The sequence below is a fragment of the Streptomyces buecherae genome (assembly GCF_014295035.1).
GTDB classification, from domain to species: Bacteria; Actinomycetota; Actinomycetes; order Streptomycetales; family Streptomycetaceae; genus Streptomyces; species Streptomyces youssoufiensis.
In genome coordinates this window covers 7,234,574-7,259,627 of sequence record NZ_CP060404.1, presented here as the reverse complement: position 1 = coordinate 7,259,627, position 25,054 = coordinate 7,234,574, and the positions used below count along the sequence as shown (strand labels likewise).

The 25,054-nt window shown below is 72.0% G+C and carries 23 protein-coding genes and 1 pseudogene; 12 read left to right on the top strand and 12 right to left on the bottom strand.

The window, feature by feature from the left end; genetic code table 11:
• The first annotated feature begins 183 nt into the window (after window positions 1-183).
• Window positions 184-732, top strand: a complete 549-nt coding sequence (locus H7H31_RS28995; protein ID WP_176160841.1) for a type 1 glutamine amidotransferase domain-containing protein — start codon at window positions 184-186, stop codon at window positions 730-732.
• A 127-nt stretch (window positions 733-859) separates the two neighbouring features.
• Here the strand turns inward: H7H31_RS28995 and H7H31_RS28990 are convergent, their stop codons facing one another.
• Entirely contained in the window at window positions 860-1,447 is a 588-nt protein-coding gene (locus H7H31_RS28990; protein WP_187061609.1) for a TIGR03086 family metal-binding protein, read from the bottom strand.
• A gap of 414 nt (window positions 1,448-1,861) precedes the next feature.
• On the opposite strand from H7H31_RS28990, the gene H7H31_RS28985 reads away from it, so the two are divergent.
• From H7H31_RS28985 to H7H31_RS28965, 5 genes and pseudogenes are all read left to right on the top strand, one after another.
• On the top strand, window positions 1,862-2,596 hold the full coding sequence (locus H7H31_RS28985) for a dienelactone hydrolase family protein (protein WP_187061608.1): 735 nt from the start codon (window positions 1,862-1,864) through the stop codon (window positions 2,594-2,596).
• A 658-nt stretch (window positions 2,597-3,254) separates the two neighbouring features.
• Window positions 3,255-3,674: pseudogene (locus tag H7H31_RS28980) on the top strand (CBS domain-containing protein); the annotation flags it as partial.
• Window positions 3,675-3,969: 295 nt separating this feature from the next.
• The gene (locus H7H31_RS28975; protein WP_187061606.1) at window positions 3,970-5,886 is read left to right on the top strand and encodes a bifunctional phosphatase PAP2/diacylglycerol kinase family protein; all 1,917 of its coding nucleotides are present in this window, start codon (window positions 3,970-3,972) and stop codon (window positions 5,884-5,886) included.
• A gap of 259 nt (window positions 5,887-6,145) precedes the next feature.
• Complete coding sequence (locus H7H31_RS28970; protein WP_187061605.1) at window positions 6,146-6,976, top strand: methyltransferase domain-containing protein; 831 nt, start codon at window positions 6,146-6,148, stop codon at window positions 6,974-6,976.
• 24 nt (window positions 6,977-7,000) lie between these two features.
• Window positions 7,001-7,360, top strand: coding sequence for a VOC family protein (locus tag H7H31_RS28965; protein ID WP_187061604.1), 360 nt, complete (start codon window positions 7,001-7,003; stop codon window positions 7,358-7,360).
• 213 nt (window positions 7,361-7,573) lie between these two features.
• Here the strand turns inward: H7H31_RS28965 and H7H31_RS28960 are convergent, their stop codons facing one another.
• Window positions 7,574-9,700 carry a DUF5107 domain-containing protein gene (locus tag H7H31_RS28960; RefSeq protein ID WP_187064856.1) on the bottom strand — a complete coding sequence of 709 codons (2,127 nt, stop codon included), beginning with the start codon at window positions 9,698-9,700 and terminating at the stop codon, window positions 7,574-7,576.
• 253 nt (window positions 9,701-9,953) lie between these two features.
• The gene (locus tag H7H31_RS28955) at window positions 9,954-10,781 is read right to left on the bottom strand and encodes an oxidoreductase (protein WP_187064855.1); all 828 of its coding nucleotides are present in this window, start codon (window positions 10,779-10,781) and stop codon (window positions 9,954-9,956) included.
• Window positions 10,782-10,877: 96 nt separating this feature from the next.
• Between H7H31_RS28955 and H7H31_RS28950 the strand changes: the two genes are divergently transcribed.
• Window positions 10,878-11,330 (top strand): MerR family transcriptional regulator, encoded by a 453-nt coding sequence (locus H7H31_RS28950; protein WP_187064854.1) that lies wholly within the window; start codon window positions 10,878-10,880, stop codon window positions 11,328-11,330.
• Window positions 11,331-11,556: 226 nt separating this feature from the next.
• Here H7H31_RS28950 and H7H31_RS28945 read toward each other — a convergent pair whose 3' ends face one another.
• Window positions 11,557-12,036: a hypothetical protein gene (locus H7H31_RS28945; RefSeq protein WP_187064853.1), complete on the bottom strand. Its 480-nt coding sequence runs from the start codon at window positions 12,034-12,036 to the stop codon at window positions 11,557-11,559.
• A gap of 246 nt (window positions 12,037-12,282) precedes the next feature.
• Here H7H31_RS28945 and fes point away from each other — a divergent pair, with 246 nt between their 5' ends.
• Window positions 12,283-13,674 (top strand): enterochelin esterase, encoded by a 1,392-nt coding sequence (fes, locus tag H7H31_RS28940; protein WP_187064852.1) that lies wholly within the window; start codon window positions 12,283-12,285, stop codon window positions 13,672-13,674.
• 49 nt (window positions 13,675-13,723) lie between these two features.
• On the opposite strand, the gene H7H31_RS28935 is transcribed toward fes, so the two are convergent.
• From H7H31_RS28935 to H7H31_RS28915, 5 genes are all read right to left on the bottom strand, one after another.
• Window positions 13,724-14,173, bottom strand: a complete 450-nt coding sequence (locus H7H31_RS28935) for an RICIN domain-containing protein (protein WP_187064851.1) — start codon at window positions 14,171-14,173, stop codon at window positions 13,724-13,726.
• Window positions 14,174-14,939: 766 nt separating this feature from the next.
• A complete protein-coding gene (locus H7H31_RS28930) occupies window positions 14,940-15,308 on the bottom strand; it encodes a glyoxalase superfamily protein (RefSeq protein ID WP_187064850.1) in 369 nt (122 codons plus the stop codon).
• Complete coding sequence (locus H7H31_RS28925; protein ID WP_187064849.1) at window positions 15,305-15,916, bottom strand: GNAT family N-acetyltransferase; 612 nt, start codon at window positions 15,914-15,916, stop codon at window positions 15,305-15,307. The genes H7H31_RS28930 and H7H31_RS28925 overlap by 4 nt, the downstream gene beginning before the upstream one ends.
• 119 nt (window positions 15,917-16,035) lie before the next feature.
• Complete coding sequence (locus H7H31_RS28920) at window positions 16,036-16,563, bottom strand: NUDIX hydrolase (protein WP_187064848.1); 528 nt, start codon at window positions 16,561-16,563, stop codon at window positions 16,036-16,038.
• Entirely contained in the window at window positions 16,563-16,883 is a 321-nt protein-coding gene (locus H7H31_RS28915; protein WP_187064847.1) for a hypothetical protein, read from the bottom strand. Before H7H31_RS28915 ends, H7H31_RS28920 begins: the two co-directional genes overlap by 1 nt.
• Before the next feature lie 396 nt (window positions 16,884-17,279).
• Between H7H31_RS28915 and H7H31_RS28910 the strand changes: the two genes are divergently transcribed.
• The 3 genes from H7H31_RS28910 (at window position 17,280) to H7H31_RS28900 (ending at window position 18,723) form a co-directional block, all read left to right on the top strand.
• Window positions 17,280-18,104, top strand: a complete 825-nt coding sequence (locus H7H31_RS28910; RefSeq protein ID WP_187064846.1) for a helix-turn-helix domain-containing protein — start codon at window positions 17,280-17,282, stop codon at window positions 18,102-18,104.
• Complete coding sequence (locus H7H31_RS28905; RefSeq protein WP_187064845.1) at window positions 18,101-18,307, top strand: DUF397 domain-containing protein; 207 nt, start codon at window positions 18,101-18,103, stop codon at window positions 18,305-18,307. Before H7H31_RS28910 ends, H7H31_RS28905 begins: the two co-directional genes overlap by 4 nt.
• Window positions 18,308-18,522: 215 nt before the next feature.
• Entirely contained in the window at window positions 18,523-18,723 is a 201-nt protein-coding gene (locus H7H31_RS28900; protein ID WP_187064844.1) for a DUF397 domain-containing protein, read from the top strand.
• Window positions 18,724-18,911: 188 nt separating this feature from the next.
• Here H7H31_RS28900 and H7H31_RS28895 read toward each other — a convergent pair whose 3' ends face one another.
• Window positions 18,912-19,187 (bottom strand): hypothetical protein, encoded by a 276-nt coding sequence (locus H7H31_RS28895; RefSeq protein WP_187064859.1) that lies wholly within the window; start codon window positions 19,185-19,187, stop codon window positions 18,912-18,914.
• Between the two features lie 350 nt (window positions 19,188-19,537).
• Between H7H31_RS28895 and H7H31_RS28890 the strand changes: the two genes are divergently transcribed.
• Entirely contained in the window at window positions 19,538-21,379 is a 1,842-nt protein-coding gene (locus tag H7H31_RS28890) for an eCIS core domain-containing protein (RefSeq protein WP_456300655.1), read from the top strand.
• A 314-nt stretch (window positions 21,380-21,693) separates the two neighbouring features.
• On the opposite strand, the gene H7H31_RS28885 is transcribed toward H7H31_RS28890, so the two are convergent.
• Entirely contained in the window at window positions 21,694-22,065 is a 372-nt protein-coding gene (locus H7H31_RS28885; protein ID WP_187064842.1) for a VOC family protein, read from the bottom strand.
• Window positions 22,028-24,895, bottom strand: coding sequence for an AfsR/SARP family transcriptional regulator (locus tag H7H31_RS28880; protein WP_187064841.1), 2,868 nt, complete (start codon window positions 24,893-24,895; stop codon window positions 22,028-22,030). Before H7H31_RS28880 ends, H7H31_RS28885 begins: the two co-directional genes overlap by 38 nt.
• Window positions 24,896-25,054 lie beyond the last annotated feature (159 nt).

Genomic DNA, 25,054 nt, shown 5'->3' with positions numbered 1-25,054 from the left:
GCGTCGAGCAACTATCGAGGGAGCGGGGGCACACATGACCTGTCCGGCCGCACTCGGCCTCACCGGGCCGCGGCCGGACACCAGCAACAGCAACAGCAACAGCAACAGCAACAGCAACAGCAACCACAAGCAACCACCAGCAACAGAGCACAGCCAGCACGAGATCAGAGAGGGACTTCCACCATGCGAGTCGCGTTTCTCACCGCTCCCGAGGGTGTCGAGCAGGTCGAACTGACCGACCCCTGGGAGGCCGTACGGGCCTCGGGAGGCACCCCGGCCCTGCTGTCCACCGCCTCCGGCAAGGTCCAGGCGTTCCACCACCTCGACAAGGCCGACACGTTCCCGGTGGACGAACTCGTCGGCGAGGCCGACATCGAGACCTTCGACGGTCTGGTGTTGCCCGGCGGCGTGGCCAACCCGGACGCGCTACGGCAGGACGCGAAGGCGGTGGCGTTCGTCCGGGACTTCTTCGCGGCGGGCAAGCCGGTCGCCGCGATCTGCCACGCGCCGTGGACCCTGGTCGAGGCCGACGTCGTCCGGGGCCGCACCCTCACCTCGTATCCCAGCCTGCGTACGGACATCCGCAACGCGGGCGGCGAGTGGGTGGACGAGGAGGTCAAGGTCTGCTCGGGCGGCCCGAACGTGCTGATCACCAGCCGCAAGCCGGACGACCTGCCCGCGTTCAACGAGGCGTTCCTGGCGGAGTTCGGCCGAGTCTCGGGGGACCGGTAGCGGCCACTCCCGCGCCGACCGGGGCGCGACCGGCGGGGCCCGTGGCCACGCCGCGCGCCCCGGCGCCCGGGCCGGAGCGCGGGGCGCGCGCGGCTCGACGGCGCGAGCCGGCTCAGATCAGGTCAGATCAGGGGCGCCGCCCGAGCAGGGACAGCAGCTTGGTCTGCGCGTCGGCGCCCGGCGGCGGGGTGACGGCCGGGGCGAACAGGCCGGTGCGCGCCAGGTCCGCCGCGTACGGCGAGACCTCGCGTACGGCGAAGTCCACGAGCGTCCATGGCAGTTGCTCGTCCGCGCCGATCGCCCGTGACAGGTCCCACGCGTGGACGACGGCGTCCATCGTCATTTGGGAGCAGTAGGCCAGCGCGCTGTCCGTCCCCGAGGAGAGGTGCACGGTCCGCTCAAGCGCGCCCGGCTCGGCGAACGCGGCGAGCGCCCCCTCGGCCGCGCGGTCCCAGGTCGCGACGGGGTCGTCGCCCAACTGATCGCCGTCGAAGCGGTCGCCCTGCTCCTCGATGGTGGAGCCGTCGCGAACCAGCGCCGGCACCCACAGTTGTTCGACCGTCAGGTGGTTCACCAGCTCCCGCACGGACCAGTCGGTGCAGGGCGTGGGGGCGGACCACTGCCCCTCGCCGACGGCGTGCACGCGCTCGGTGAAGAGTTCGATGGCCTCGCGGTGTCGCCGCGCCACCCGGTGTTCGTCCCTCGTCTCAGCCATGCGCCCCATTGTCCCCACACATCTCCCCACCCGCCCGCTCCGCCACCGCGCGCCGCCACCGGTGGCGCACCGGCCGGGCCGTACGCGGCGTCGCCGGTACGGCGTGCTCGATGCTCAGGAGAAACGACAGCGTCAGTGCGCCCCGCCGTCGCGGAGCCGCCACTCGGGGAGTCGCGACGCCACCCCACGAGCTGTGCGCGGTGTCTCCGTGGAATCCGGCCACGGAGACTCCGTAAAAACCCGTTGGGCGGGCGAGGGTGACCACTGCTACGTTTCCGGAGGCCGTGCGAGAGATCGAGGAGGTGGTACCCGTGAACGCAGTATCGACATGGATGCTCCCCTCCGGGGTCACGGTCGGGCGATAGACAGGTCGTCCGGGAGCGCCGTTCCAGTGCACTCCCGAAAGGCACGACCATGCGTTTCACTTCCGAGCAGCGCCTCGACGACGGCGTCCTCGAACGCGAATTCACCCTCGGTGGGATCCCCGGCATCCTGTGGACACCCGTATCCGCATCCGCACCGGCGCGACTGATCCTGCTTGGCCACCCTCCCCTCGGGCTGCGCACGATGTACCCCCGACTGGTGGCCCGAGCCCAGCACTGCGTGGCGGATGGTTTCGCCGCGGCCACCATCGAGCTCCCCGGAAGCGGCGACCGGCCCCGATGGGCCGCCGCCGAGCAAGCCCGCGCCGACCTGCGCCGGGTGATGGCGGCCGGCGAGCCGGTCAGCGACGAGATCATCGACGCCCTCATCCTCCCGCTCGTCGAGAGGGCGGTCCCGGAATGGCGGGCCGCCCTGGACGCCCTCCTCGCGCTGCCCGAGATCGGCGGCAAGGTCGGGTACTCGGGGGGAGTGATCTCCATCGGCGTCCGGCTGGCGGTGGTCGAGCCGCGCATCGCGGCCGCCGGTCTGTTCGCCGGGAGTTTCGTGCCGCGCGCCATGTTCGAGGAGGCGCGCCAGGTCACTATTCCGTTGCACGTCCTGCTGCAGTGGGACGACGAAGGCAACGACCGGCAGGCGGCCCTGGACCTGTTCGACGCCTTCGGCTCCAAGGAGAAGTCCCTGCACGCCAACATGGGCGGGCACACCGGCGTCCCGCAGTCCGCGGGGGACGCCGCCGCCAAGTTCTTCACTCGACACCTGAAGTGAGGTCGGGCCGTCAGACCGGCAACAAGAGGTAGCTGATGTCGGCCGGCATGCCGCTCATCGAGGACAGGTTCCGGCCCTCCGCAGCTCTCTACACCATGGGCCCCTGCTGAACTCCCGGCAGGGGCCCGTGCTGCCTGAAGTCGTGAACCGTTCGATTTGCGCGGAGCTTCGAGTGCTGCCCGCACTCGTGCACAGGTGCTGTCGGTTCCCGCAAACGAAGCCAGCGCGGCAACGCGCCGGCGCGAGCCCTGACACCCGCGCCCGGCGCCCGCCGGCGCGCACCGCGCCGACAGGTGGCCGCTCAGCCGGCGCCCGGGTCCCCTCCCCGAGCGCGCCCACACCGCGTATCGCGTACGGGGCGCCCGCCCACCGCGCGCTCCGCACACCCAGGCCGCACGCGCGCCCCGCACACCCACCGCGTACGGCCTCCGCGCATCCCGCGCGCGTACTCCCCGTACCCCCGGCACGGCGGTCCGGGCTCGCCGGCGCGCGAGCCCGGGCGCGGCGGCACAACGTTGTCACCAGCCTCCCGTGTGACCTGGCGGCCCTCGGGTACTCGCGCTCGGCGATGGGCCTGGACGGGCCAGGCCCGGGGCGGTAGCCCCGAGCAGCGGGGGCGCGGACCCACGCCCCAAGCCCACGGACAAGGCGGAGCGAGATGGCACGGAACGTACGGCAGGTGATGACTCCCCAGGTGACGGCGGTATCGCCGGACGCGTCGCTGGTGGAGGCCGCTCAACTCATGCGCGCCAGGGGCGTCGGAGACGTTCTCGTCGCCGAGCACGGACGGGTGCTCGGCGTGTTGACGGACCGCGACATCACCGTGCGCGCGGTCGCCGACGGAGCCGACCCCCTCACCGTGAGCTGCCGCGCGATCTGCACGCCCGAGCCGGTCACGGTGACCCCTGACACGACGGTGGCCGAGGCGGTGTACCTGATGCGCCGGTACGCCGTCCGCCGGCTCCCCGTGGTGGAGGACGGTCAGCCGCTCGGCATGGTGAGCATGGGGGACCTCGCCGAGCAGGACGACCCGGGCTCGGCCCTCGCCGACGTCAGCCGAGCCGCGCCCACCGACGGCCACCCGGGCGTCCTCGGCGGTCTCGGCGGCTCCGTGGACGGACAGACCGGCCACCACCGTACGGACGGGTTCGGTGGCGGCCTCACGGGCGGGCCCGGTGTCGACTGACGCCCGCCCCCAGCGCGCGGCCGACCCGGTCGCGCCCCGGCGGGCCTGGCCGAGGCGCCGCTCTCCCGGCCCGGCCAGGCCCGCCCTGACCAGCGCCTACGGACCGGTCCGGCCTACGCTGGCCGGTGCTGGGTAGGCGGGAACAGCCGTGGCACGGCCACGCGCAGGTTCAACGAAGGAGTCACGCATGGCAGGTCAGGGCGGGGTACGGGGCACGGCGCGCCGGTCGCGTGGGGGTGACCGGGCGTCGGGCCTGGCGGCGGCGTGGGCGTCGCCCCGGCGCGCGGGCGGCCGGGCCTCGTGGCCGGCCCGGCTGCGGCCGGCGGGCCCCCTCGCCTTGTCGGCCGTGGTCGGCGCGCCCGACGCCCTGCTGTCGCGCGCCGCCGCCGCGGCCGAGGGGTGGCGCGGTGCGCGCCGCACGCCGTGGCGGCGCACCCGGGCGACGCGGGCCGCCCGCGCCGCGTTCGACGCCGCGGCGACCGACGTCACGCCCACGCCGGGCCACCCCGGCGTCGGTGACCACTGGCTGGTCGGGCTCGACAAGAAGCTCTTCCACACGGTGGCGTCCCGGAACTGGCCGGGTGCCGAGCGCGTGCTCCCCCGGCTGAGTCACAGCGCCAACCACGGGCGGCTGTGGCTGGCCCTGGCGGCGGGCATGGCGGCCACCGGCCACCGCACCACGCGCCGGGCCGCGGTGCGCGGCGTGGCCTCGCTCGCGCTGGCGTCGCTGACGGTCAACACGGTGGCCAAGCGCTCGGTGCGGCGGACCAGGCCGCTGGTGCACGTTGTCCCGATGGTCCGCCGGCTGCGTCGGCAGCCCATCACCACATCCTTCCCCTCCGGTCACTCCGCGTCGGCCGCCGCCTTCGCGGTGGGGGTGGCCCTCGAGTCGCCGCGCTGGGGCGCCGTGGTGGCGCCGATCGCCGCGTCGGTGGCCTTCTCCCGCATCTACACCGGCGCGCACTACCCCAGCGACGTCCTGGTGGGCTCGGCACTCGGCGCCGGCGCGGCGCTCGCCGTGCGCGGCCTGGTGCCCACCCGGTCCCAGTTGCCGCCCGCCGCGCGCCCCCGCACGGACGCCCCGGCGCTGCCGCGCGGCCGGGGCCTGATCGTCGTGGCCAACTCCGGTTCGGGCGCCACCAGCGTGTGGCCGCCGCGCACCGACCCGCTGGACCCGATCCGCGAGGCGCTGCCCGAGGCCGAGTTCTGGACCTTCACGCCCGACCCGGAGCCGGACCTGGTCCCGGAGGAGGAGCGGGCGCGGACGGCGGCCGAGCGGAGCGTCGGTGGCGCGGCCGCGTCCCACACGGCACCCGACGCCGAACCGCCCTCGCTGCTCGAGCTGTTGGAGAAGGCCGCGCGCCGGGCCGCCGAGGTCGGCGGCGCGCTCGGGGTGTGCGGCGGCGACGGCACGGTCAGCGCCGCGGCGGCGGTGGCCGCGCGCGAGGGGCTGCCGCTGGCCGTGCTGCCCGGCGGGACGCTCAACCACTTCGCGTACGACCTGGGCCTGGAGACCGTCGACGACACCTGCCGGGCGGTGACCGCGGGTCAGGCGGTCGCCGTCGACCTGGCGCGGTTCACGGCCGACGGGGCGGCCACGTCGACGGCCACGCACTACGTCAACACCTTCAGCATCGGCTGCTACCCGGAGATGGTGCGCATTCGCGAGCGCTGGTCGGGACGCGTGGGCAGTTGGGCGGCCGAGGTGCTGGCCGCGGCCCAGGTGCTGCGCACGGCCGAGCCGCTCGACCTGGTCATCAACGGCAAGCGCCGCGCCGTGTGGATGCTCTTCGTGGGCAACTGCTCGTACCGCGGCGTGGGTTCGGCTCCGGCCAGCCGGCACGACCTCGCCGACGGCCTGCTCGACGTGCGCATGGTGCACGGCGGCCGGCTGCCCCGCGCCCGGCTCCTGTCGGCCGCGCTGCTCGGCGTCCTGCGCCGCTCCCCCGTCCACGCGGAGGCCCGGTTGCGGCACCTGCGCGTGGACGAGATCCCGGAGGGCGCCGACCTGGCGTACGACGGCGAGATCACGCGCGCCCCGCGCGGCCTGACGCTGGACAAGGTGAACGAGGCGCTGCGCGTCTACCGCCCGCTCGAAGTCTGAGCGACGACGACAGCGACGAGAGCAGCGACCGCGACGGCGGGAACAGCGACGCCCCGGCCGGGCGAACAGGCGGGCCTGCGAGCAGGCGGGCCAGCGATGCCGAAGCCGCGCCCGGCCGGGCCGGAGACGAGATACCCGGGCGTTCGGCGCCTCTCACATACCAAGACGCCCCTCTCGCGGAGCGAGACGGCGGCGTACGGTGCGGGAGTGGCGCCCGCTCGGGTCGCCGCGCTCTGACCGGAGTCACGGAAGGTTCGCCATGCCCTCGTCGCCCACCGGCACGCCGCGTCGCGCCGCGCACTACGTGCACGGCCACCACGAGTCCGTGCTGCGCTCCCACACCTGGCGCACCGCCGAGAACTCGGCCGGCTACCTGCTGCCCGAGCTGACCGCCGGGCGCTCGGTGCTCGACGTCGGCTGCGGGCCCGGCACCATCACCGCCGACTTCGCGGCCCGGGTCGCGCCGGGCCGGGTCACGGGCGTGGACGCGGCCGGCGCCGTGCTCGACCAGGCCCGCGCCGTGGCCGCCCAACGCGGCCTCGACAACGTCACGTATGCCGTCGGCGACGTCTACCGGTTGGCCTTCCCGGACGCCTCGTTCGACGTGGTCCACGCCCACCAGGTGCTCCAGCACGTGGCGGACCCGGTGGCCGCGCTGCGCGAGATGCGCCGGGTGTGCCGGCCGGGCGGGGTGGTGGCCGTGCGCGACGCCGACTACGCCGCCATGACCTGGTACCCGCGGGTGCCCGCGCTCGACGCCTGGCTGGCCACCTACCGCGCGGTGGCCCGCGCCAGCGGTGGCGAGCCGGACGCCGGGCGGCGGTTGCTGTCCTGGGCCCGGCAGGCGGGGTTCACCGACGTCACGGCGTCGGCCGCCACCTGGTGCTACGCGACGCCGGACGAGCGCGCCTGGTGGAGCGGGCTGTGGGCGGACCGGACGCTGGTGCCCGCCTACCAGGAGCGCGTGGTGGCCGGTGGGCACGCCACCGAGGAGGAGTTGCGGGCGGCGGCCGACGCCTGGCGGACGTGGGGCGCGGCGGCCGACGGCTGGTTCGCCGTACTCCACGGAGAGCTCTTGTGTCGCGTGTGACCTGGCTCAACTAGGCTCGTTCGCATGGACATTCTGGGGACTTCACTGCGGGTGTGCGTCGCGGATCTGGACGCCGCGATCGCCGTCTACGAGCGGCTGACCGGGGCGCAGGCGATGCGCTTCGAACGGGGCAACGTCTCGGTGGCCGCGGTCGGCTGCTTCTTCCTCATGAGCGGCCCGGCGGCCGAGATGGAGATCCTGAAGAAGGTCACGGCCACCCTGGCGGTCCGGGACGTGGACGCGGCCGTGTCGGACCTCAAGGCCGTCGGCGCGCAGATCATCGCCGGCCCGCTGCCGACCCCGATCGGCCGCAACCTGGTCGCCCGGCACCCGGACGGCTCGGTCTTCGAGTACGTGGACCGCAACCCCCAGCCGACCGCCTGACCCACCACCCCGCGCCGCACGCGCCACGCGCCCCGCGCGCCCCCGAGCCGGCCACCGCACCCACGCGGCGGCCGGCTCGACCGTCTCCACCCACCCCCCGGAGCCACCCACCAACCGGCTCCCACTCCACCAGCCGCACCGCAACCCACCCCCGACAACCCACTGCCCATCACCCAACCACCCACCACCAACCCGCCGAACGTCAGCCGGCCATCAGGCGGGCCGCATGCGGAACTCGTAGCGGTCGGGCAGCGGGTGCAGTTCCCTGGCGCGGGCCCGCAGCGCGTCGGCGTCGAGGCCGGCCGACTCCGGGTCGGCGGCCACAAGGCGTTCGGCCACGGCGAACCACGTGTCGCTCAGCGTCTCGTCGCCCTCGCGCAGGTCGTCCACCTCGAAGCCGGCGTCGAACAGGGCGCGGGCGCCCGCCGCGTCGCCGTCCGCGACCAGCACCTGGGCCGTGAGCAGGACGAACCGGCCACGGGCACGCACCGCCGCCGGCAGCGCGGCCAGCGCGTCCCGCGCCTCCGCCCCCCGGTCCACCGCGAGGAGCGCGGTCACCGTCTCGCGCCCGAGCCCGGCGAGCGCGGCCCGCCACTCGGCGCCGCCCTCGTCATCGCCTTCCGCACCGGCCTCCCGGTCGGCCGTCGTGGGGCCGCCGTCCCCGCCGTCCCCGTACCGCTCACGCCACTCCCCCACCGCGCCGTGGAACGCGGCGAGCCAGCGGTCGGCGGCGCGGTGGGGGTGGCCGTCCGTCTGGTCGGCGACGGCCAGGCAGCGCAGTACGGGCCACCAGTCGCTGATCTCGATGGCCCGCTCCCAGCTCCGTACGGCCTGCGAGCGGTCGCCCTCGTGCCACTGGGCCACCCCGAGGTGGTACTTGAGGTGCGGGTCCACCAACACGTCCGCGTCGGCGGTCTCCAGGAGTTCGCGCCAGGGTCGGGAGACCAGCGAGGTGCCGGGTGGTGTCGCCGGCTCGGGCGCCGGCAGCGCGCCGGTGCGCAGCAGTTCGCGCCACGGCTGCTGGTCCGCCCCCAGCGAGGCGGGCGCGAACGGCGTGCCCGGCAGCGCGTACCCGGCGCGCTCCACCTCCAGGGCGCCCCAGCCCGAGCCGCTGGCCAGCACCTCGTCGGGCTCGGTGTCGGCGCTCGGCAGCCACGCCTGGTACGCGGCCTCGACGTCGGCCCGGGGCAGCGCCCGCGCCAGCCGCTCGGCGACCGCGCCGCGCGCCGCGGCCCAGTCGTCGCCGTGCACGGTGGTCGGGTCGGCGCTCAGCGGACCGTACGCCTCCAGCCAACTGAAGTCCTCTTCGGCGCCGAGCCGTACGTGTTCGAGCTGGGTGCGGGCGAGGCCGGCCTGGATCTCGGCGTAACCGCCGGTACCGGGCTCGGTGAGCCAGTCCTGCCAGCGCCGGCCGCCGCTGCCGGCGCCCCACAGGAACAGCTTGCGGCCCCGCAGCAGGTCGGTCGAGGTGTGTACGAGGCCGTGCCCGTCGCCGTCCAGCGCGGCGATCCACCGCCGGGCGCCCGCGGGCAGGTCGTAGAAGTAGTCCGCGGCGTGCGTGCCGCGCAGCGGGTACGTGTGGTCCACGCCGCGCCAGTGGGGCACAGGCACCCGGCGCAGGTCGCGCTCGTAGCCGAAGTGGTACGCGGCCTCGGCCGGCGCGAGCACCCGGGTGCGCTCGGTCTCCGGGACGGCGATGTTGGACCACCAGTACACCGGCGCCGGGTGCGGGTGCGGGTTGCGCACCCGCACGCCCACGTACAGGAAGTCCGAGCCGTCCGGGAGCCACAGGTCCACCTGGAACGGCAGGTCGCGCAGTCGCTCCCACTCCCACAGGCGCAGCATCCGGCCGCCGGAGCCGTCCGGGGCGGGCACGGTCGCCGCGTGCACGGGGGCGCAGGAGAGGGTGGTGTGGCCGGTGGCGCCGATGTTCCACTCGATGCCGCCGGAGAACCAGGCGCCGTTGAGCGCGAAGTCCGCGGGTTGCAGGACCGGGTTGCGGTAGAGCAGTTCGCGCTCGGTCGGCTTGTGGAAGAGGGAGGCGACGCGCCCGCCGAGCCCGGGCAGCACGGTCGCCCGCAGCCGGTCGTTCTCGATCACGATCGCGTCCAGCTCGGTCGGTACCCGGTCTCGGGTGTACGCGTCGCGCAGCCTGGTGGGCAGTATCGAGCGCAGCGGCTCGTACGCGACCTGCCGGGCCATCTGGTCGGGCAGCCCCGCGCGGGTGTGGTCGTCGATCTGGTGGACCTCGTCCAACGGACGCAGAGCGGGCAGCGGGTTCTCCGGGCCCAGCGCGGCGGCGGGAAGGGTGAGGGTGGTGCGTCGCACGCTCGTTACCACTACTGCCTCTCTCAGTCCTTACACCCGCGACCGCCTCGCTGCGACCGCGTGATCACCATGGAACATGGTGTGAGCGCCGCTGAACAGGGCTTCAGAAAGGCTTCCGCTTTCCGAACATGATCGTTTGGTCCGGAAACGGCGGGTCTCGCATCGCCGAGCCACCACGAGGCCGCGTCCTCACGCGCCGGCCCCCGCGCGATCACCCGACCAGGCAGTCGCGTTCGAACCGACAGCACGGTACGGAGGTCGCCGCTCAGATCCCGGTGGAGAGGGCCACGTGGCGCCATTGGTCGAGTTCCCGTCGCACCAGTTCCAGCTTGGCCTCGACGCGCTCGATCGCGTCCGCGCCCAGTTGCAGGCGCAGCGGCGGTTCGGCGACCTCGGTGATGTCGACGATGGCCTTCGCCGCCTTCACCGGATCGCCGGGCTGCCGGCCGTCGTGCTCGGCCAGTGCCTCGCGTACCGGCCCCGCGCCGGCGGTGTAGTCGGCGATGGAGGCCGGTTCGACCCGCATGCTCGATCCGCTGAGAAAGTCGGTGCGGAACCCACCCGGCTCCACGATCGTGACGCGGACGCCGAGCGGGGCCAACTCGCCCTGGAGCGCTTCGGAGATGCCCTCCAGGGCGAACTTCGACGCGCCGTACAAGCCCGCCGCCGGAGCGGTGGCGAAGCCGCCCACGGAGCCGATGTTCAGGACGTGTCCGGTCCGCTGGGCGCGCAACGTCGGCAGGGTCGCCCGCAACGTGTTGAGCACGCCGAAGACGTTGACGTCGAACAGTGCCCGGGCGGCCTGGTCGGAGGTCTCCTCGATCGCGCCGATGAGGCCGTAGCCGGCGTTGTTGGCCACGACGTCGATCCGGCCGAACTCCGCCAGGCCAGCCCGCACCGCGGTCATGAGCTGCTCTGGTTCGGTGACGTTCGCGTTCACCGCCAGCAGTCCGTTCGGCGCCTGCGGGTACGCCCGGAGCACCGCCGACGCGTCCCTGGCCGTGGCGATCACGCTGTGGCCTCGGTCCAGCGCTTCCCGGGTGATCTCCGCGCCGAGCCCACGCGACGCCCCGGTGACAAACCAAACGCTCATGTTCTCTCCTGCTTCCGATGGTTCCGATGGCGGAGAACACGACGCTAGAACCTAGAGTCGGGTCTAGATCAACAGTTGGGTGCGGGAGGGGTTTTCGTGGACCTGAGCATCGGCGAGGTGGCACGGCGCAGTGGGCTGAGCGTGCACACACTGCGGTTCTACGAGCGGGAGGGGCTTTTCGCCAACCCGGTGCGCCGCCTGTCCAACGGCCGCCGGATCTACCACGAAGAAGATCTGGAATGGCTGGCCATCTGCACGAAGCTGCGCTCCTCCGGCATGTCCCTGGCGACGATCCGGCAGTACATCGAGTTGGCCCGTCAGGGCCCGGGCAACGAACAGGAGCGCCTTCAGCTACTGCGCCGACACGAAGACCACGTGGAGGCGCGGATCCGCGAGCTGCGGGAGACCCTGGAGGTGATGCGGCACAAGGTGCGCGTGTACGCGGACCATGTCGCCCGCGGTGAGGCCGACCGGCTCTGGAATCCGTCCCACTCGGATGCCGCGCGGGCCGACACTCACCAGAAGTGCGATCCGCCAGGGCACGCGTGATCGCCCGGCTACGACCCTGTGGAGTCGGCCACGCCATCGACCGCTCCCTCACCCGCGGTCCCCAGTTCGCCGGCCCACGTCATCCGCCGACGCACCACCCGGCGCCCCGCTCGAACCGACAGCTCCATCGATCGGTACGCGGATGGCCTCCCAGGGGGCCGACTCCCCTGCCCGTGCCGTCGCCGCCGGACCGGAGCCCCTGGCTCGGGCGTTGAGCCGTCACCCGTCAGGCCCAGGCGTTGAAGAGCACTCCGCCCAGCGTGGTGACGCCGTAGGCGCGGACCTGGCGCCACTCCGTCCGGGTGAGGACCGAGGTGTCGACGGCTGACAGGGCCGTGGTGAGTTGTGCGCGCGACAGTACGGTGAAGCCCAGGTCACCGAAGACGTGGGCCCACGGTGGTGGCGCCAGGAACTCGTCGGTGTACCAGTTCCGGTCCTCCCGTGCGAACGCGACCCAGGGGTGGTGGGCGTGGCAGAGGACGACGCACTCGTCCGTGGCGTGGGGGTAGGTGACCGTCGCCGTGTGGAACGTGCGGGGGTACGTCTGCCGCTCCCACCCACCCACCGTGCCCCCGGCGACGCGGGCGCCCGCGTACAGCGCGGTGCGGAAGGCCGCGAGGTCGGTGACGGGCAACGAGCCGTCCCGCGGGCGGAAGAAGCCGGACGCTCCGCGCGGGATCTGGAAGCTCACGTCCTCACCGTTCATGAGGCCATCCTGCACGCGAGCCCCGGCGTACGAGGATTCGCGGTGCCGTACGGGACGCCGACGCCGCCTTCCCGGGTCGCGGTGGCCCGCCGGCCGACGGGCCAGAGGAGGCGCCAGGTAAGGTGACCCTCACCCGTAGCGGGACCTCGTCAGCCGCCGGTCCGCGCCTCGCCGGCCCGGCGTCGGCCCGGCTGCCGGTTCTCGCCCGTACCCGACCGCCCTTCGTCGCGCCGGAGGTTCCACGCCATGTCCGCCTCCCCGCCACCGACCGACGCGTCGGCCCACGCCCGCGGCGGCGCCCCGACCGACGCGCCCAAGCGCCCCCCGCGCGTGCCGCGCCCCGCGCCCGTGCCCCGGGTGGCCAGCCCCCGGGTCGCGGAGCTGGACCGGCGGCGGCGCCGGCGCGACGCGGCGGCCACGAACGCGGTGCCCGATTTCTGGCGCGAGGTCGAGGCCGCGGGCACGCCGCTGGTCGAGCCGGACCCGCTGGGCGACCCGGAGCACGCCGTCGTCACCTTCCTGTGGCGCGGCACCCCGGCCACCCGGTCCGTGCTGGTGCTGCCCAACAAGGTGATCGACCCGCGCGCGCCCGAGCACAACCTGATGGAGCGGCTGCCCGACAGCGACGTGTGGCACTGGTCGATCCGCATGCGGCGGGACTGGCAGGCCACGTACGCGCTCTGCGTGGACGAGGGGGCGCCGCTCTCCCCGTCCGACCCCGGCTACCTCGCCTGGCTGCGCGGCCAGGGCCGCCCCGACCCGCGCAACCCCCGCACGCTGCCGCGCCGCTGGGGTGGCCCCCCGCAGTCCGTGGTCCGCCTCCCGGCCGCGCCGCCCGACACCGCCTGGCAGCGGCGCGCGGACGTGCCACGGGGCACGGTCAGCCGTCACACGGTGGGGTGTACGGGACTCGGCAACGAGCGTCGGGTGTGGGTGTACGAACCCGCACCTGCAGCGGCCGGCGACGGGCCCGGTACCCGCCCGGAGGCCGAGGCCGGCCTGCCCGTGCTGGTCCTCTTCGACGGCGAGATGTGGCAGCCCGAGCTGGACGTCGCCACGCTCCTCGACAACCTGATCGCCGACGGGCGCGTTCCGCCGCTGGTCGCGCTGCTGCCCGAGTCGCTGGACAGCGACACCCGCTGGGCGGAGCTGGCCTGCAACGACCGGTTCGTGGACTTCCTCACCGACGACCTGTTGCCCTGGGCCACCGAGCGCTGGCCGCTGACCACCGACCCGACGCGCACCGTACTGGCCGGCCAGAGCCTGGGCGGCCTGATGGCCACGTACGCCGCCATCCGCGCCCCGCACCGGTTCGGCAACGCGCTGTCCCAGTCGGGCTCCTTCTGGTGGCCGGACGGCCCCGCGGCGCAGTGGCTGACCTCCCTGGTCGAGGCCACCCCGGCGGCCCCGGACCACCCGGTGCGCTGCTGGCTGTCGGCCGGCGAGCAGGAGTGGGTGCTGCTCCCAGCCAACCGCCGCCTGCCCGACGTCCTCCGGGCCCGGGGTTACGCGGCGGAGTACCGGGAGTTCAACGGCGGCCACGACTACCTGTGCTGGCGCACCGAACTGGCCGACGGCCTCACCGCCCTCCTCGGCCCGGGGCGGGGTGAGGGGGAGCGGCGAGGCGAACCAGCCTGACGGGCCGAGCCTGCGTCAGCCAGCACCCAGGTGCTGTCCGACCTGCGGGTCAGCCTCCCCAGCGCTGGTTGTTGCCGCCGTTGCAACCCAACGTGTAGACGTGACCGGCGCCGTTGCTGTCCAGGCACTTGCCCGTGGCCACGTTCTTCCAGACCACGATGCCGGCGCCCGACTCCCGTACCGTCCAGCGCTGGTTGTTGCCGCCGTTGCAGCCGAGCGTGTAGGCGTCACCGGCGCCGTTGCTGTCGAGACACTTGCCCGTGGCCACGTTTCTGATTTCCCCACCACCGATGCTGTTGAACGACACCGTCCAGCGCTGGTAGTTCCCTCCGTTGCAGCCAAGGGCGTAGGCGTCACCGGCGCCGTTGCTGTCCAGGCACTTACCCGTGGCCACGTTCTTGAACTGCACCTGCGGAGCGGCGTAGGCCGTGCTGGAGAACACTCCCGCCAGGGCACAACCCATGCCCATGGCCGCCACTACCGTGGTCCGAAAGCGCATGACAGAACCTCCTGCTTGAAAGGGATGAGACGCGTTTTCCGTACGCCGTTCACGACGGGCCCGTCGGCGAACTCCGGGGGAGAGCGTGCGACCCCATGCGGCACCACCACGTCAAAAGCCCGACCGTAAAAGGGAAATGAACGTTGAACACCCGTCGGCTGCCCCGGGACACGGGTCCCGGGATGGCCACTGCTCCACCGCCGTCGTGACTGACCGGCGTGCACAGCCTCCCAGGCCGTTACGTGGCACCGCCAGATCGTATTGGGCCAGGGAATTCCGCCGTGGCCACCGTTGGTGGGCCGATCGAGTGCGGTTCACATAGGCGTCCGCTCTCGGTGCCGTGTTCACCAGGTGATACGGAAAGCCGTTCCAGCGTCGCGGCCCCCGACGCATCCGCCCGAATTCGCGGCGTCAACGACCCACCCGCACAGGGAAACCCGCCGGGAAATACGTGACAGCTTCCTGTCTCGCGCATCTCCTGATGTTTTTTCACGGGGATGGCGCAATAGCGAGCATCGCGAAACATGACATGGCAGGGACAAAAAACGAGCCCGCCGAGACCACTCCCCCTATTGCGGCCAGTCGAGCCAGGCCCTACCGGAATTCCGACCGACCACGAGCGCGAAACGGCGACAGGAACGTCGCCCGACACCCGTAAGCAGCCACCCCCATGCTCGGACCGGAGTCCCCACACCGGCGGGGCCCCGCCCGCCGCCCGCTCGGCAGACAGGGGGCTTGGCCATGGCAGGGCCAGGCACAGGGTGGGTCAGTCCACCGGCTGGCTGAGCCGGATCTGGTTGCCGAACGGGTCAAGAAGGGTGACCGAGAGTCCGATCTCGTCCTCTTCGAGGCCCGGCCTGAGATACGGGTACTCCTTGGCCGTCAGCTCGGCGTGCAGCTCGCGCACCCCGTCCAGCTCCACGTACACGGCCGTACCGGGTGTCCCGTCGCCGTGGTGTTCCGACAGGTGCAGCACCAGCGCGCCCCGGGAGACCTGGGCGTAGCGGGGCAGGTCGGGGGCGAAGCGGTGCTCCCAGTCGACGGCGCAGCCGAGGTAGGTGACGTAGAACGCGTGGGCCTTGGCCCAGTCGAAGACCCGTAGTACGGGGACGGTACGGCGAAAGGTGACGGTCATGGCCCCACTGTGCCCTGCGGCCCGCCACGGCGGGGCATTTCGCTGGTGATGGCCCAACGCTCGTGGTCGCGCCAGGCTCCGTCGACGTAGAGGAAGTCGGGCGACAGGCCCTCAAGCCGGAAGCCGATCCGCTTGACCAGCGCGATCGAGCGGGCGTTGGTGGGTTGGATGTTGGCTTCCAGCCGGTGCAACCCCAGGGGCCCGAAGGCGTACTCGATGACCAACCCGAGCCCCTCGGTGAGCAACCCACGACCGGCGGCGTGCGAGAAGGCTCCATAGCCGAGTGCCCCGCACTGGAAGACGCCGCCGACGATGTTGTTGATGGTCGCGTAGCCGGCGATCCCGTCCGTGGCCCGTTCGCAGACCACGAACCCGGCGCGCGCCGGCTCCTCCAGCCGCGCCACGTAGTGCGCGAACTGCTCGGTCGTCGTGGGTGGGAACAGCCACGGCCGGTGCAGCGCGACGCTCTCCCGCGCGCGGGCGGTGAACTCCGCCTCGTCGCCCCGGCGCAGCAGCCGGATCGCCGTACGCTCGCCCACGGCGAGATACCCGCCGCCGGACGCGACGGGACGCTCGTGAGGTGGCCGTTTGCGGTGTGAGGCGGGCATCGACCCATCGTACGAAGTGGGCTACGGGCCCGCGAGTCAGGCCGGGCCCGCCCCGCTCGCCCCACTCCCCCGCGCGCGGACGGCTGGGTGACGGGGCGACTGGATTGGAGCACCCTGGATCAGGACGTAGGCCGGCGACCGAGATCGGGGCCGGGTTCGGGTCCGGGGACGGAATCGGGGTCGGGGTCGGTGGCCAGGCGGAAGGGCGTGCCGTTCCAGAGGGCCGGGGGTGACTGACCGACCACGAGGCCGCGCAGGGCGTGCACCAAGGCGAGGCGACCCAGCTCGGCCACGGGCGTCCAGGACCAGGGATGCTGACCGCAGGTGCAGGCGACGGGGACGTCGTCCGCGAGCCAGCCACCGTCCACGATCAGCGACAGCTCCTCCGGGCAGTCACCCTCGGCCGGTCGCTGGTCCACGGCCAGCACGCGCGGCAGGGTGGGCGGTCGCAACCCCAGCGCGGTGGCGATGCGACCGGCGGCGGCCCGTATGGACTCGTCGGGCCGCAGGATGACGCCCGGCGGCGCGGGCGCACCGCCGCCGCCCAACACCTGGAGGACGCGCGGCCAGGCCCGGCTGACGTCGAGCGGTCGGGCTGGCTCGACGGGACGCCATACGAGGAGGTGAACCCAGGTCTGGCGGGCCATCACGAGGTGTCGCCAACCATGAACTGGGCCATGCTGGCGCACTCCTGGGGACTGCGGTCACCGAAGGTGCACAGTCCCGCGGATCGGCTCCCGTCGGACCAGAACCACCCCTCGCCGGTGGTGCACTCGACGCGTCGCGCGTTGGGGCAGAGCACGTCCTTGCGGAGGGCGTCGGGGTCGAAGAGGGCGAGTTCGTAGGCGTGCCGGAAGTCGGTGTCGGTGACCGGCGCCCACGTGTCACCGGTCCGCAGGAAGAACCGGAGCGCCACGTCCTGCACGAGGACGCGGTGCGCGTCCTCGAAGATGAGGTGGGTCAGCACGCGCCGTCACCTCGTTCGGGGGCATGTTGGCGAAGACGGTGGACATGCAAAGCCTCGATGGCCTTACGGTGCTGAATGGCATCGCGCAACGCTCTTGCCCGTTCGGCGACCGTCCGGATGGCCCTGCACGTGGCACACGAACTTGACGCTTCAACCTGCGAGTTGGCCTGCTGACGCGTCCGCGTGTCTTCCTGTGGGGTGCTGCCCCGTGCCTCGCGATCGTGCTTGTCGAGCAACGCGGCAAGTTTGGCGTCGGGAGGGGTGGGGGCGGGGGTGTTGGACACGGTGGGGTCCGCTCCTCTCCGTAGTGATGTCACTACCGGGAGCACCGAGGGTCCCCTAGAGTCGGGGGGTCTTCAACTTGTGAGAGACGAACGAACAGTTGGTGATCACTCCTTGAACCTGAAGGACTTGAACCCGGACAGCTCGCCACAAGCGGCCTTCGGCGCGCGTTTACGCAGGGTGCGCGAGGAACGCGGGTGGACGCAGGAGGAGTTCGGCGAAAAGGTGGGGTACTCCGGCACCCACATGTCAGCGATCGAAACCGGCCGCAAACCCCCGACTCTCCGATTTTCGCGCAGTCTGGATCGCTTCCTCGGCGGCGACGCGTACGAGCGCGAGTGGCGCGAGATGCGGAACGGGAGCTTGCTGGAGGGCTTCCCGGAGTACGTCGACTACGAGGGGCGGGCGGCGGAAGTTCGGCTGTTTGAGATCGGGATCATCCCTGGACTGCTTCAGACGCCGGAGTACGCGTCGGTACTCGCCGAGCATGCTGTGCAGCGGGGAGCGATCACGGAAGAGCAGGCACACGAGCGCGTATCACTTGTTGCGCAAAGGCAATCCGCAGTCGCTCGGTCATCCCCGCCCATGCTCTTCGTCGTCATGGACGAGAGCTGCGTCCGACGCCCTATCGGGGCATCACAGGTGATGAAGGCGCAGTATGAGAGGCTGCTGGAGTTCGCCGAGCTGCCGACCACCGTGCTCCAGATCGCGCCATACGGCATGGGAGCACGTCGCACGTTCGACCTGCCGCTCTACATCCTGACCATGGCAGATCGCTCGCTCATGTCGTACGCCGAGTCTGCGCATCGAGGCCACGTAGAGCGCGAAAGCTCGTTCGTGCTTCCCATACTGACGGCCTACCATCAGCTACAGGCCGAAGCCTGCCCGCAGGCGGAATCTGTGGCCGCGATCAACCAGTTGCGAAAGGGCTCCCCGTGACGACCGAATCTCCCCGCTGGTTCAAGTCCTCCTACAGCAACAACGGCGGCGCATGCGTCGAGGTCGCCGCCAACCTCGCCGCCGCACACGGCACCGTCCCGGTCCGCGACAGCAAGGACCCGCACGGCCCCACCCTGGCCTTCGACACCACGGCCTGGACCGCCTTCGTGGCCGGCATCAAGGCCGGCGACTTCACCGCGTAACCCCACGCGCACCACACCGGGCCCCTGCCACTCGCGAACCGCGACTGGCAGGGGCCTCCTCTGCGCCAACGACCGGTGAGTGCAAGCCCGTCGAGTCACATGGCCCGTAGGGCACTTCCACGCGGACACACCAGCGACCTACCGTCGATTACGCCGAAGCGCCATGGCAAGCGTTGCCCGTAACCATGACCACGCAAGCGCGAAGGGCACCCGTGATGACCGAATCCCCCCACTGGATCAAGTCGTCGTACAGCGAACACGGTGGCCAGTGCGTTGAGGTCGCCGCCAACCTCGCAACCCACGGCACCATCCCCGTCCGCGACAGCAAGGACCCGCACGGCCCCACCCTGGCCTTCGACACCACGGCCTGGACCGCGTTCGTGGCCGGCATCAAGGCCGGCGACTTCACCGCGTAACCACGCACCACCCCCCAGGCCCCTGCCGCACTCTGACCAAGACCGGCGGGGGCCTCTTGCACGCCCCAACTGGCGGTTCAGTGATCGCCGTTGACACAAGCAACAATGCCACTTGGCCGGGAGGCCACTTCCCCGGAACCCGCGCCGGCGGCCTACCATCGGTGAGTACTCCAGTGCGGCTTCGTGATCTATCCGGTTGAGGGTTCGGCGAGCCGTCGCCCGTGGTGGCTGCCGCGAGCACCGGCCTGGTGACGTCTGCGCCAGTTCGACCAGCGCAGCAGCCCGCGAGGGGAGGTGTTCGCCGGGATCAGCAGGGCACCGAGCAGATGACGGACCTCCGGGACGGTCAGGCCGATCGGGTCGGTGCTGCGGGCGGGGCGGTTCTGATCGGCGGTCCTGGCCGGTGTCACGTCGGCCGCGAGAGCGGCGAGGAAGGAAATGAGCTGTCCACCAGCATGGACCACTACACATGTCCGCCCACCCGGACGTCCTAGGCTCAGCGTCTGTGGACATCGGGACCCGACCGCTTGAACCCGGCCAACCGGCAGATCTGGCCCTTGCGGGCAATTTCCTTGGTGTGAAAGGGCTGACCGCCCTTCACAAGGTGCTGGGGAAGGCTGGTCCGTAGTAGGACAGGCCGTGGCCACTCGGCCACGCATCCGCCCTTCCCCGGCACGAGGAGTAGCAGTTGCGAGCGCAGGGCCGAAAGGAACAGCCGACTGACCAGCAACAGCGGCGGGCCGCGCCCGCGGCCAGTCGCCCCGGTGGGGGGCTGCCGATGGGCGTGCGGAGTCCGCTCGCGCTGCAGCGCAGCGTGGGCAACGCGACCGTGGTGCAGATGCTGCACAGGGCCGGAACGAAACCCGAGGAGCACCGGCACGGTGCCGGGTGCGGGCATGAACCGCCGGCCGAGGGTATGGTGCAGCGTTCCGCCGTGCCGGAAGTCCTGCGTACCAGTGGCCGGCCGCTGGACGAGGCGACCCGTACCGACATGGAAGCCCGCATGGGCGCGGACTTCTCCGACGTGCGGATCCACAGCGACAGCGCCGCGACGGCCTCCGCCGCCGAGATCGGCGCCCGCGCCTACACCTCCGGAAACCACATCGTCATCGGCAACAGCGGCACCGACCAGCACACCCTCGCCCACGAGCTCACCCACGTCATCCAGCAGCGCCGAGGCCCCGTCTCCGGAACCGACAACGGCGCCGGGGTCAAGGTCTCCGATCCGTCCGACCGGTTCGAGCGCGAAGCGGAGGCGAACGCGACGCGGGTAATGCGGGCGCCCGCCGCCCACACCGCGCACCTCGCGGGTGAGCCCGCGCCGGTCACCGCCGGGGCGAGCCGAGCACCCGACGTGATCCAGCGTGCCGTGTACACGGATTCACAGGGCAACAACTACACGACCGCCGACTTCTCCCCGGGCGGTGAGCGGCGGGAGCGGCCCGAGCATGTCGAGGTGATCGTCAGCGCTCCCGCCGGGCGTTCCGCTACACCGCCTCCGATGAGTTTCCTGTCACCGGCCAACGGCTTGGACCCCGACATCGGCTGGCAGCGCGGGCACGTGGCCGCACTGGAGGTCGGGGGCGAGAACGCCTCCTACAACATCGTGCCGATGAAGCCGGGTTTCAACCACGGCGGCCCCTGGCGGGCGGTCGAGCGGGCCGTCCGGCAGGCCGCGGACGCGCGCACTCGCGGCACGGTGCGACTCCGTGTCGAACTGGAGTACGCCGGGCCGGATCCCCGCGTTCCCAGCCGGATCAGCTGCATCCTGGAAGAATCCGAGTCGACGGGGACCTGGCAGCCGCTCGACGTGCCACAGGTGCTTCCCCAGGGCCGAGCGATACTCGTCCACAAAGCGGAACGCACGCCGCTCCCCACGGACGCGCAGAAGGAGTTACTGACGCATACTCCGCCCACGCCGATCGAAGTCAGACAACTCGGTGACCTGGTAACAGACCAGCCCGAGGCCCAGAACGCGCTGAACCTCCACACGATGCCCAACGCCTCGAAGGCCCAGTGGCCCGACGCACTCCACCAGCCGTTTCCGGGCGGCCCGCCCCACGGCCACCACCGCCCGTACCAGCACCTCGACCTGCAGATGCTCGGCGCGATGCGCGGCGACCAGAACGGGATGCCAGTGAATCCCATCCTGCCGCACGCCGTCTTCACCGAGGATCAGCGCCGGCTCATCCTGCAGGCGAACCTGGCCCGGAACGGCGGCCAACTCAGGTCGGACGATCCGAACGATCCGCACAAGGTGCTCGACGAGGACGGGACAGCCAACTATCCCGAGATCGACCACATCATCCCGAGATCGGCCGGCGGCTCGAACGCGTACTCCAACGCCCGCGTGGTCAGCTGGGAGCTGAACAACAAGCTGGACCGGGTCAAGAGCATCAACCAGCTCGTGGATCCCAGGCGTCTCGCGCCGCCGATGACCACCGAGCTGGACGTGCAGATCTGGTACGTGGTCCTCCGGGGTGCTGTAACGAAGAGCGACATCGTCAGGGACCTCGGCATCGTCTACAACATCGAGCCGACGCCGCGGGCCATCGACAGGGCGGACGAGGCGCTCGCGGATCTGGTCGCGCGTGGGTGCCTCGTCGTCGTGGCAAAGGAGTACGGGATAGGACCGACGGATCCCAAGAAGGGGTGACCGGTCGGCTGCGGCCCGCGTCGCCGGAGCTCGGGGAGCGAGAACTCCCGAGACGGGTGCAAGTACTCCGCCGGCGCGCCTGGCTGGCGGGCCGCTCACCATCACCTGACCCCAGGCTGTCACGGCCCTCGACACCACGGCCTGGGCCGCGTTCGTGGCCGGCGTCAAGGCCGGCGACTTCACCGCGTAACCACGCACCACCCCCAGGCCCCTGCCACACTCCGACCGAGACAGGCAGGGGTCTTCGCGTGTCACGACCAGCGCCACATCAGGCGGCGTCTGCCCTGGTGACCACGGCACGTGGGCGCTGGTCGTCAGCCGTGACTGGTGTCGATGACGCAGAAGCGGTTGCCCTCGGGGTCGGCGAGCACGATGAAGTCGGCGTCGTCCGGATAAAGGTCCCAGTCGACGCGTTCAGCGCCGAGGGAAATCAGTCGCGCCACTTCGGCTTCCTGATCGGCAGCGTCGCCGGCGTAGAGGTCGAGGTGGATTCTCGGATGTTCCTGCACGGGCGTCGCACTACGGCCGAGGGCCAGTCCGACACCGGAGCCATCGGTCGGCACCAGTACCACCCAGTCGTCCTTCACCTCACCATCGCGAGGGGCGTAGCTCAGTGCCCCACTCCAGAACTCCGCGGCCCGTCGCACATCAGCGGCCCCCATCACGATCGTTCCGATGCTCAGCATTCGCCGATTCTGGCAGACACCGAGGGCCCCAGGACGAACCACGTCCCCCACGACGAAGCGAGCGTCGGATGTGCTGCCGCATCGCGTCGGCCTCGGCGTCCAGGCCCCGATCGGTGTAGATCGCGGCGGCCTCTCGCCGACAGGCGAGGGCCTCGTCCGTACGCCCGAGGGCGTCCCATGACGTGGCGAGGACCGCCAAGGGCCAGGCCAGTGTCTCGTCGTGGCTGCCGATGGACCTGCGACCGAGGTCGACGGCGCGCCGGCACAGGACGACGGCCCTGTCATGGTCGCCAATGCCCTGCATGCCCCTGGCGATGGCCGAGAGCGCGCATGCCTCACCGTCCTTGTCACCGAGCCGACGGCGCAGTCGAGCACCTCGGATGCCGTGCTCGATGGTGCGGCGGGGGTTGCCGAGATCAGCGTGGAGTTCGGCGATGTTGCCTTCCGCCACCGCTTCCCAACGCCCGGTGTCGAAGCCCCGGCTGAGCACAAGCGCCTCGTCGAAGTGGCGCAGTGCCTCGACGAGGCGGGTCTGTCGGCGGAGCAGTTGGCCGAGTTCGGTGCGGGCGGCGATGCGGATGTGGTTGTTGCCGACGTCCTTGGCCAGGGCGTGGGCGCGGGTGAGATCCCGCTCCGCGTCCGGATGTTGAAGGTGTGCCAACGCTTCCCCACGAGCGAGCAGGACGTTGGCTTCGTGCTCGGTCCGGCCGGAGCGCCGCGCCGCGTGCAGGGCCGCGGTGGCGGTGTCGACGCGCTCCTGCCAGCCGCCCATGAGCACCAGGAAGCAGAGAGCGTCGACGAGGTGCAGCGCGTACCGGTCCATGGCGGTGTCGACAGCGTGGTGCAGGGCGGCGACGAGGTTGGCCCGTTCCGCGGTGAACCACGCCCAGGCGTCGTCACGGCCGGCCAGGGGGTGTGGGTGGGCTGGCTCGGTGGGGTTGGTCACCACACGGGTGCAGGTGGGGTAGAGCAGGCGGTCGGCGGTGTGCGCGGTGTGGGCGTACCACGTGAGCATCGCGTCGAGAGCGTGTCCCCGGTCGGCCTCGGAGTCGTGTGCACCGGCCAGTTCGCCGGCGTAGGCGCGCAGTAGATCGTGAAAGCGGTATCGGTCGTGCGCGACCGGTTCGATGAGGTGCGCGTCCGCCAGCGCCCGCAACAGTCGCCGTGTCGTGTGCGGGGACAGGCGCGCGAGGGCCGCGGCGGCGGGTGTGGAGATGTCCGGGCCGGGATGCAGGCCGAGGCGCCGGAACAGGCTCGCGTGCGCTGCCGGTAGCTGTGCGTAGGACCACTGGAGTACGTTGCGGACCGCGGCGTAGGGGTCCTGGCCCCAGCTCAGTGCGTCGAGTGTGGAGTCCGCGTCGGCGAGTTCGTCGGCGATGTCGGCGACGGTGACATGTTCGTACGCGGCGGCACGCCCGGCGGCGATCCGCAGCGCGAGCGGTAATCGCGCGCACAGCCGGATGAGGCTCTCCACCGCGGCCGGCTCCGCCTGGGCGCGAGCGGGGCCGATGATGCTCACGACCAGGGACGACGCCTCGTCCGGAGACAGCACGTCGAGGGTGATCCGGTGCGCGGCTTCGGTGACCACCAACCCGGTCAGGCTGTCGCGGCTGGTCACCAGCACCATGCATCCGGGCGCTCCCGGCAGCAGGGGCCGGACCTGCTCCGCGCTGTTGGCGTTGTCCAGCACGATCAGCATGCGTCGCCCCGTCGCCAGCGTGCGGAACAGTCCCGAACGGGCGCCGGTCCCGACCGGCACAGCGGCCGGGTGTACGCCGAGCGCGACCAGGAAATCGTCGAGGACCTCGTCCGGGGTCGCGGGCTTCCCGGGCCCGTAACCGCGCAAGTTGGTGTGCAGTGTGCCGTCCGGGAACCGGTCCTGGACGCGGTGGGCCCAGTGCACGGCGAGCGTCGTCTTCCCCACTCCGCCGGAACCGTCGAGGGCGGAGATCACCACGGCCTGACCGCCGGCGGGCGGTAGCAGCGCGTCGAGTGCCGCCACGTGATCGGCACGACCGGTGAAGTCGCGAATCGCCTGCGGCAGCTCACGGGGCACCCGTGGCGTGACGGACTGGGGTGGCCCCGGGGCGGGCAGCGTGCCGACCACCCCGCCGCGGTCGTCCCGCGGCATCCGGTCGACCCGGCGGACCCCGGATTCACCGCGCAGGATCCGCTCGTGCAGCCGCTGGGTGCAGGGGCCGGGGCCGACCCCCAGTTCCTCGGCGAGGCGGGTTCTGAGGCGGTGGAAGACACCCAGCGCGTCAGCTCGTCGGCCACAGTGGTCCAGCGCCGCCATCAGTTGGACGTGGAGGCCCTCGTGCAGGGGATGGTCGTGCACGAGGTCCGCCAGATCGTCCACGACCTCGTGGTGCTCGCCGAGTTCGAGCCGCCATTTGGCGTACTGCTCCAGCGCGCTGAGCCGCTGCTCGTCCAGGCGCGCGGCGGATCTAGCCAAGACCGCCGTGCCCAGCCCGTCGAGTGCGGGCCCACGCCACAGGCCCAGCGCCGGCCGGATCAGTTGGACCGCCCGCTCGAGTCTCCCCCCGGCGGCGTGGCGGCGGCCCTCGGCCACCCCGGCGGCGAAGCGGAGCGAGTCGAGCCGGGCGGCGTCGAGGCGGATGCGGTAGCCGGGCTCCTCGGTGAGGATGAGCCGCCGGTCGGTGTCGTCCAGGCATTCCCGCAGCGCCGAGACGGAGTTCCGCAGTTGCTTGGTGGCGGTGGGGGGCGGCTCGTCGTCCCAGGTCATCTCGATGAGCCTGGACAGCGACACCACCGCGTTGGGCGCCAACAGCAGTGCTGCCAGCAACCGTTGGCGACGCGCCCCGGGCACCGGCACCCTCTCACAGCCTGTCCGGACATCCAGCGCACCGAGAATGCGAAAGTCCATCCTTGCGGCCTCCCCCCTTGCCACCAGTGAGAAGAGCAAAGCACAGCATTCGGGGCAACGCCCCCCACCGGCCGTTGATGACGGTGTGAGGACGGCGTGAGG

Bases quoted from the DNA above. Each gene is read 5' to 3' on its own strand.
- H7H31_RS28995 (WP_176160841.1), top strand. From the start codon at position 184: ATGCGAGTCGCGTTTCTCACCGCTCCCGAGGGTGTCGAGCAGGTCGAA.
- H7H31_RS28990 (WP_187061609.1), bottom strand. From the start codon at position 1,447: ATGGCTGAGACGAGGGACGAACACCGGGTGGCGCGGCGACACCGCGAG.
- H7H31_RS28985 (WP_187061608.1), top strand. From the start codon at position 1,862: ATGCGTTTCACTTCCGAGCAGCGCCTCGACGACGGCGTCCTCGAACGC.
- H7H31_RS28975 (WP_187061606.1), top strand. From the start codon at position 3,970: ATGGCAGGTCAGGGCGGGGTACGGGGCACGGCGCGCCGGTCGCGTGGG.
- H7H31_RS28970 (WP_187061605.1), top strand. From the start codon at position 6,146: ATGCCCTCGTCGCCCACCGGCACGCCGCGTCGCGCCGCGCACTACGTG.
- H7H31_RS28965 (WP_187061604.1), top strand. From the start codon at position 7,001: ATGGACATTCTGGGGACTTCACTGCGGGTGTGCGTCGCGGATCTGGAC.
- H7H31_RS28955 (WP_187064855.1), bottom strand. From the start codon at position 10,781: ATGAGCGTTTGGTTTGTCACCGGGGCGTCGCGTGGGCTCGGCGCGGAG.
- H7H31_RS28945 (WP_187064853.1), bottom strand. From the start codon at position 12,036: ATGAACGGTGAGGACGTGAGCTTCCAGATCCCGCGCGGAGCGTCCGGC.
- fes (WP_187064852.1), top strand. From the start codon at position 12,283: ATGTCCGCCTCCCCGCCACCGACCGACGCGTCGGCCCACGCCCGCGGC.
- H7H31_RS28935 (WP_187064851.1), bottom strand. From the start codon at position 14,173: ATGCGCTTTCGGACCACGGTAGTGGCGGCCATGGGCATGGGTTGTGCC.
- H7H31_RS28930 (WP_187064850.1), bottom strand. From the start codon at position 15,308: ATGACCGTCACCTTTCGCCGTACCGTCCCCGTACTACGGGTCTTCGAC.
- H7H31_RS28925 (WP_187064849.1), bottom strand. From the start codon at position 15,916: ATGCCCGCCTCACACCGCAAACGGCCACCTCACGAGCGTCCCGTCGCG.
- H7H31_RS28920 (WP_187064848.1), bottom strand. From the start codon at position 16,563: ATGGCCCGCCAGACCTGGGTTCACCTCCTCGTATGGCGTCCCGTCGAG.
- H7H31_RS28900 (WP_187064844.1), top strand. From the start codon at position 18,523: ATGACCGAATCCCCCCACTGGATCAAGTCGTCGTACAGCGAACACGGT.
- H7H31_RS28885 (WP_187064842.1), bottom strand. From the start codon at position 22,065: ATGCTGAGCATCGGAACGATCGTGATGGGGGCCGCTGATGTGCGACGG.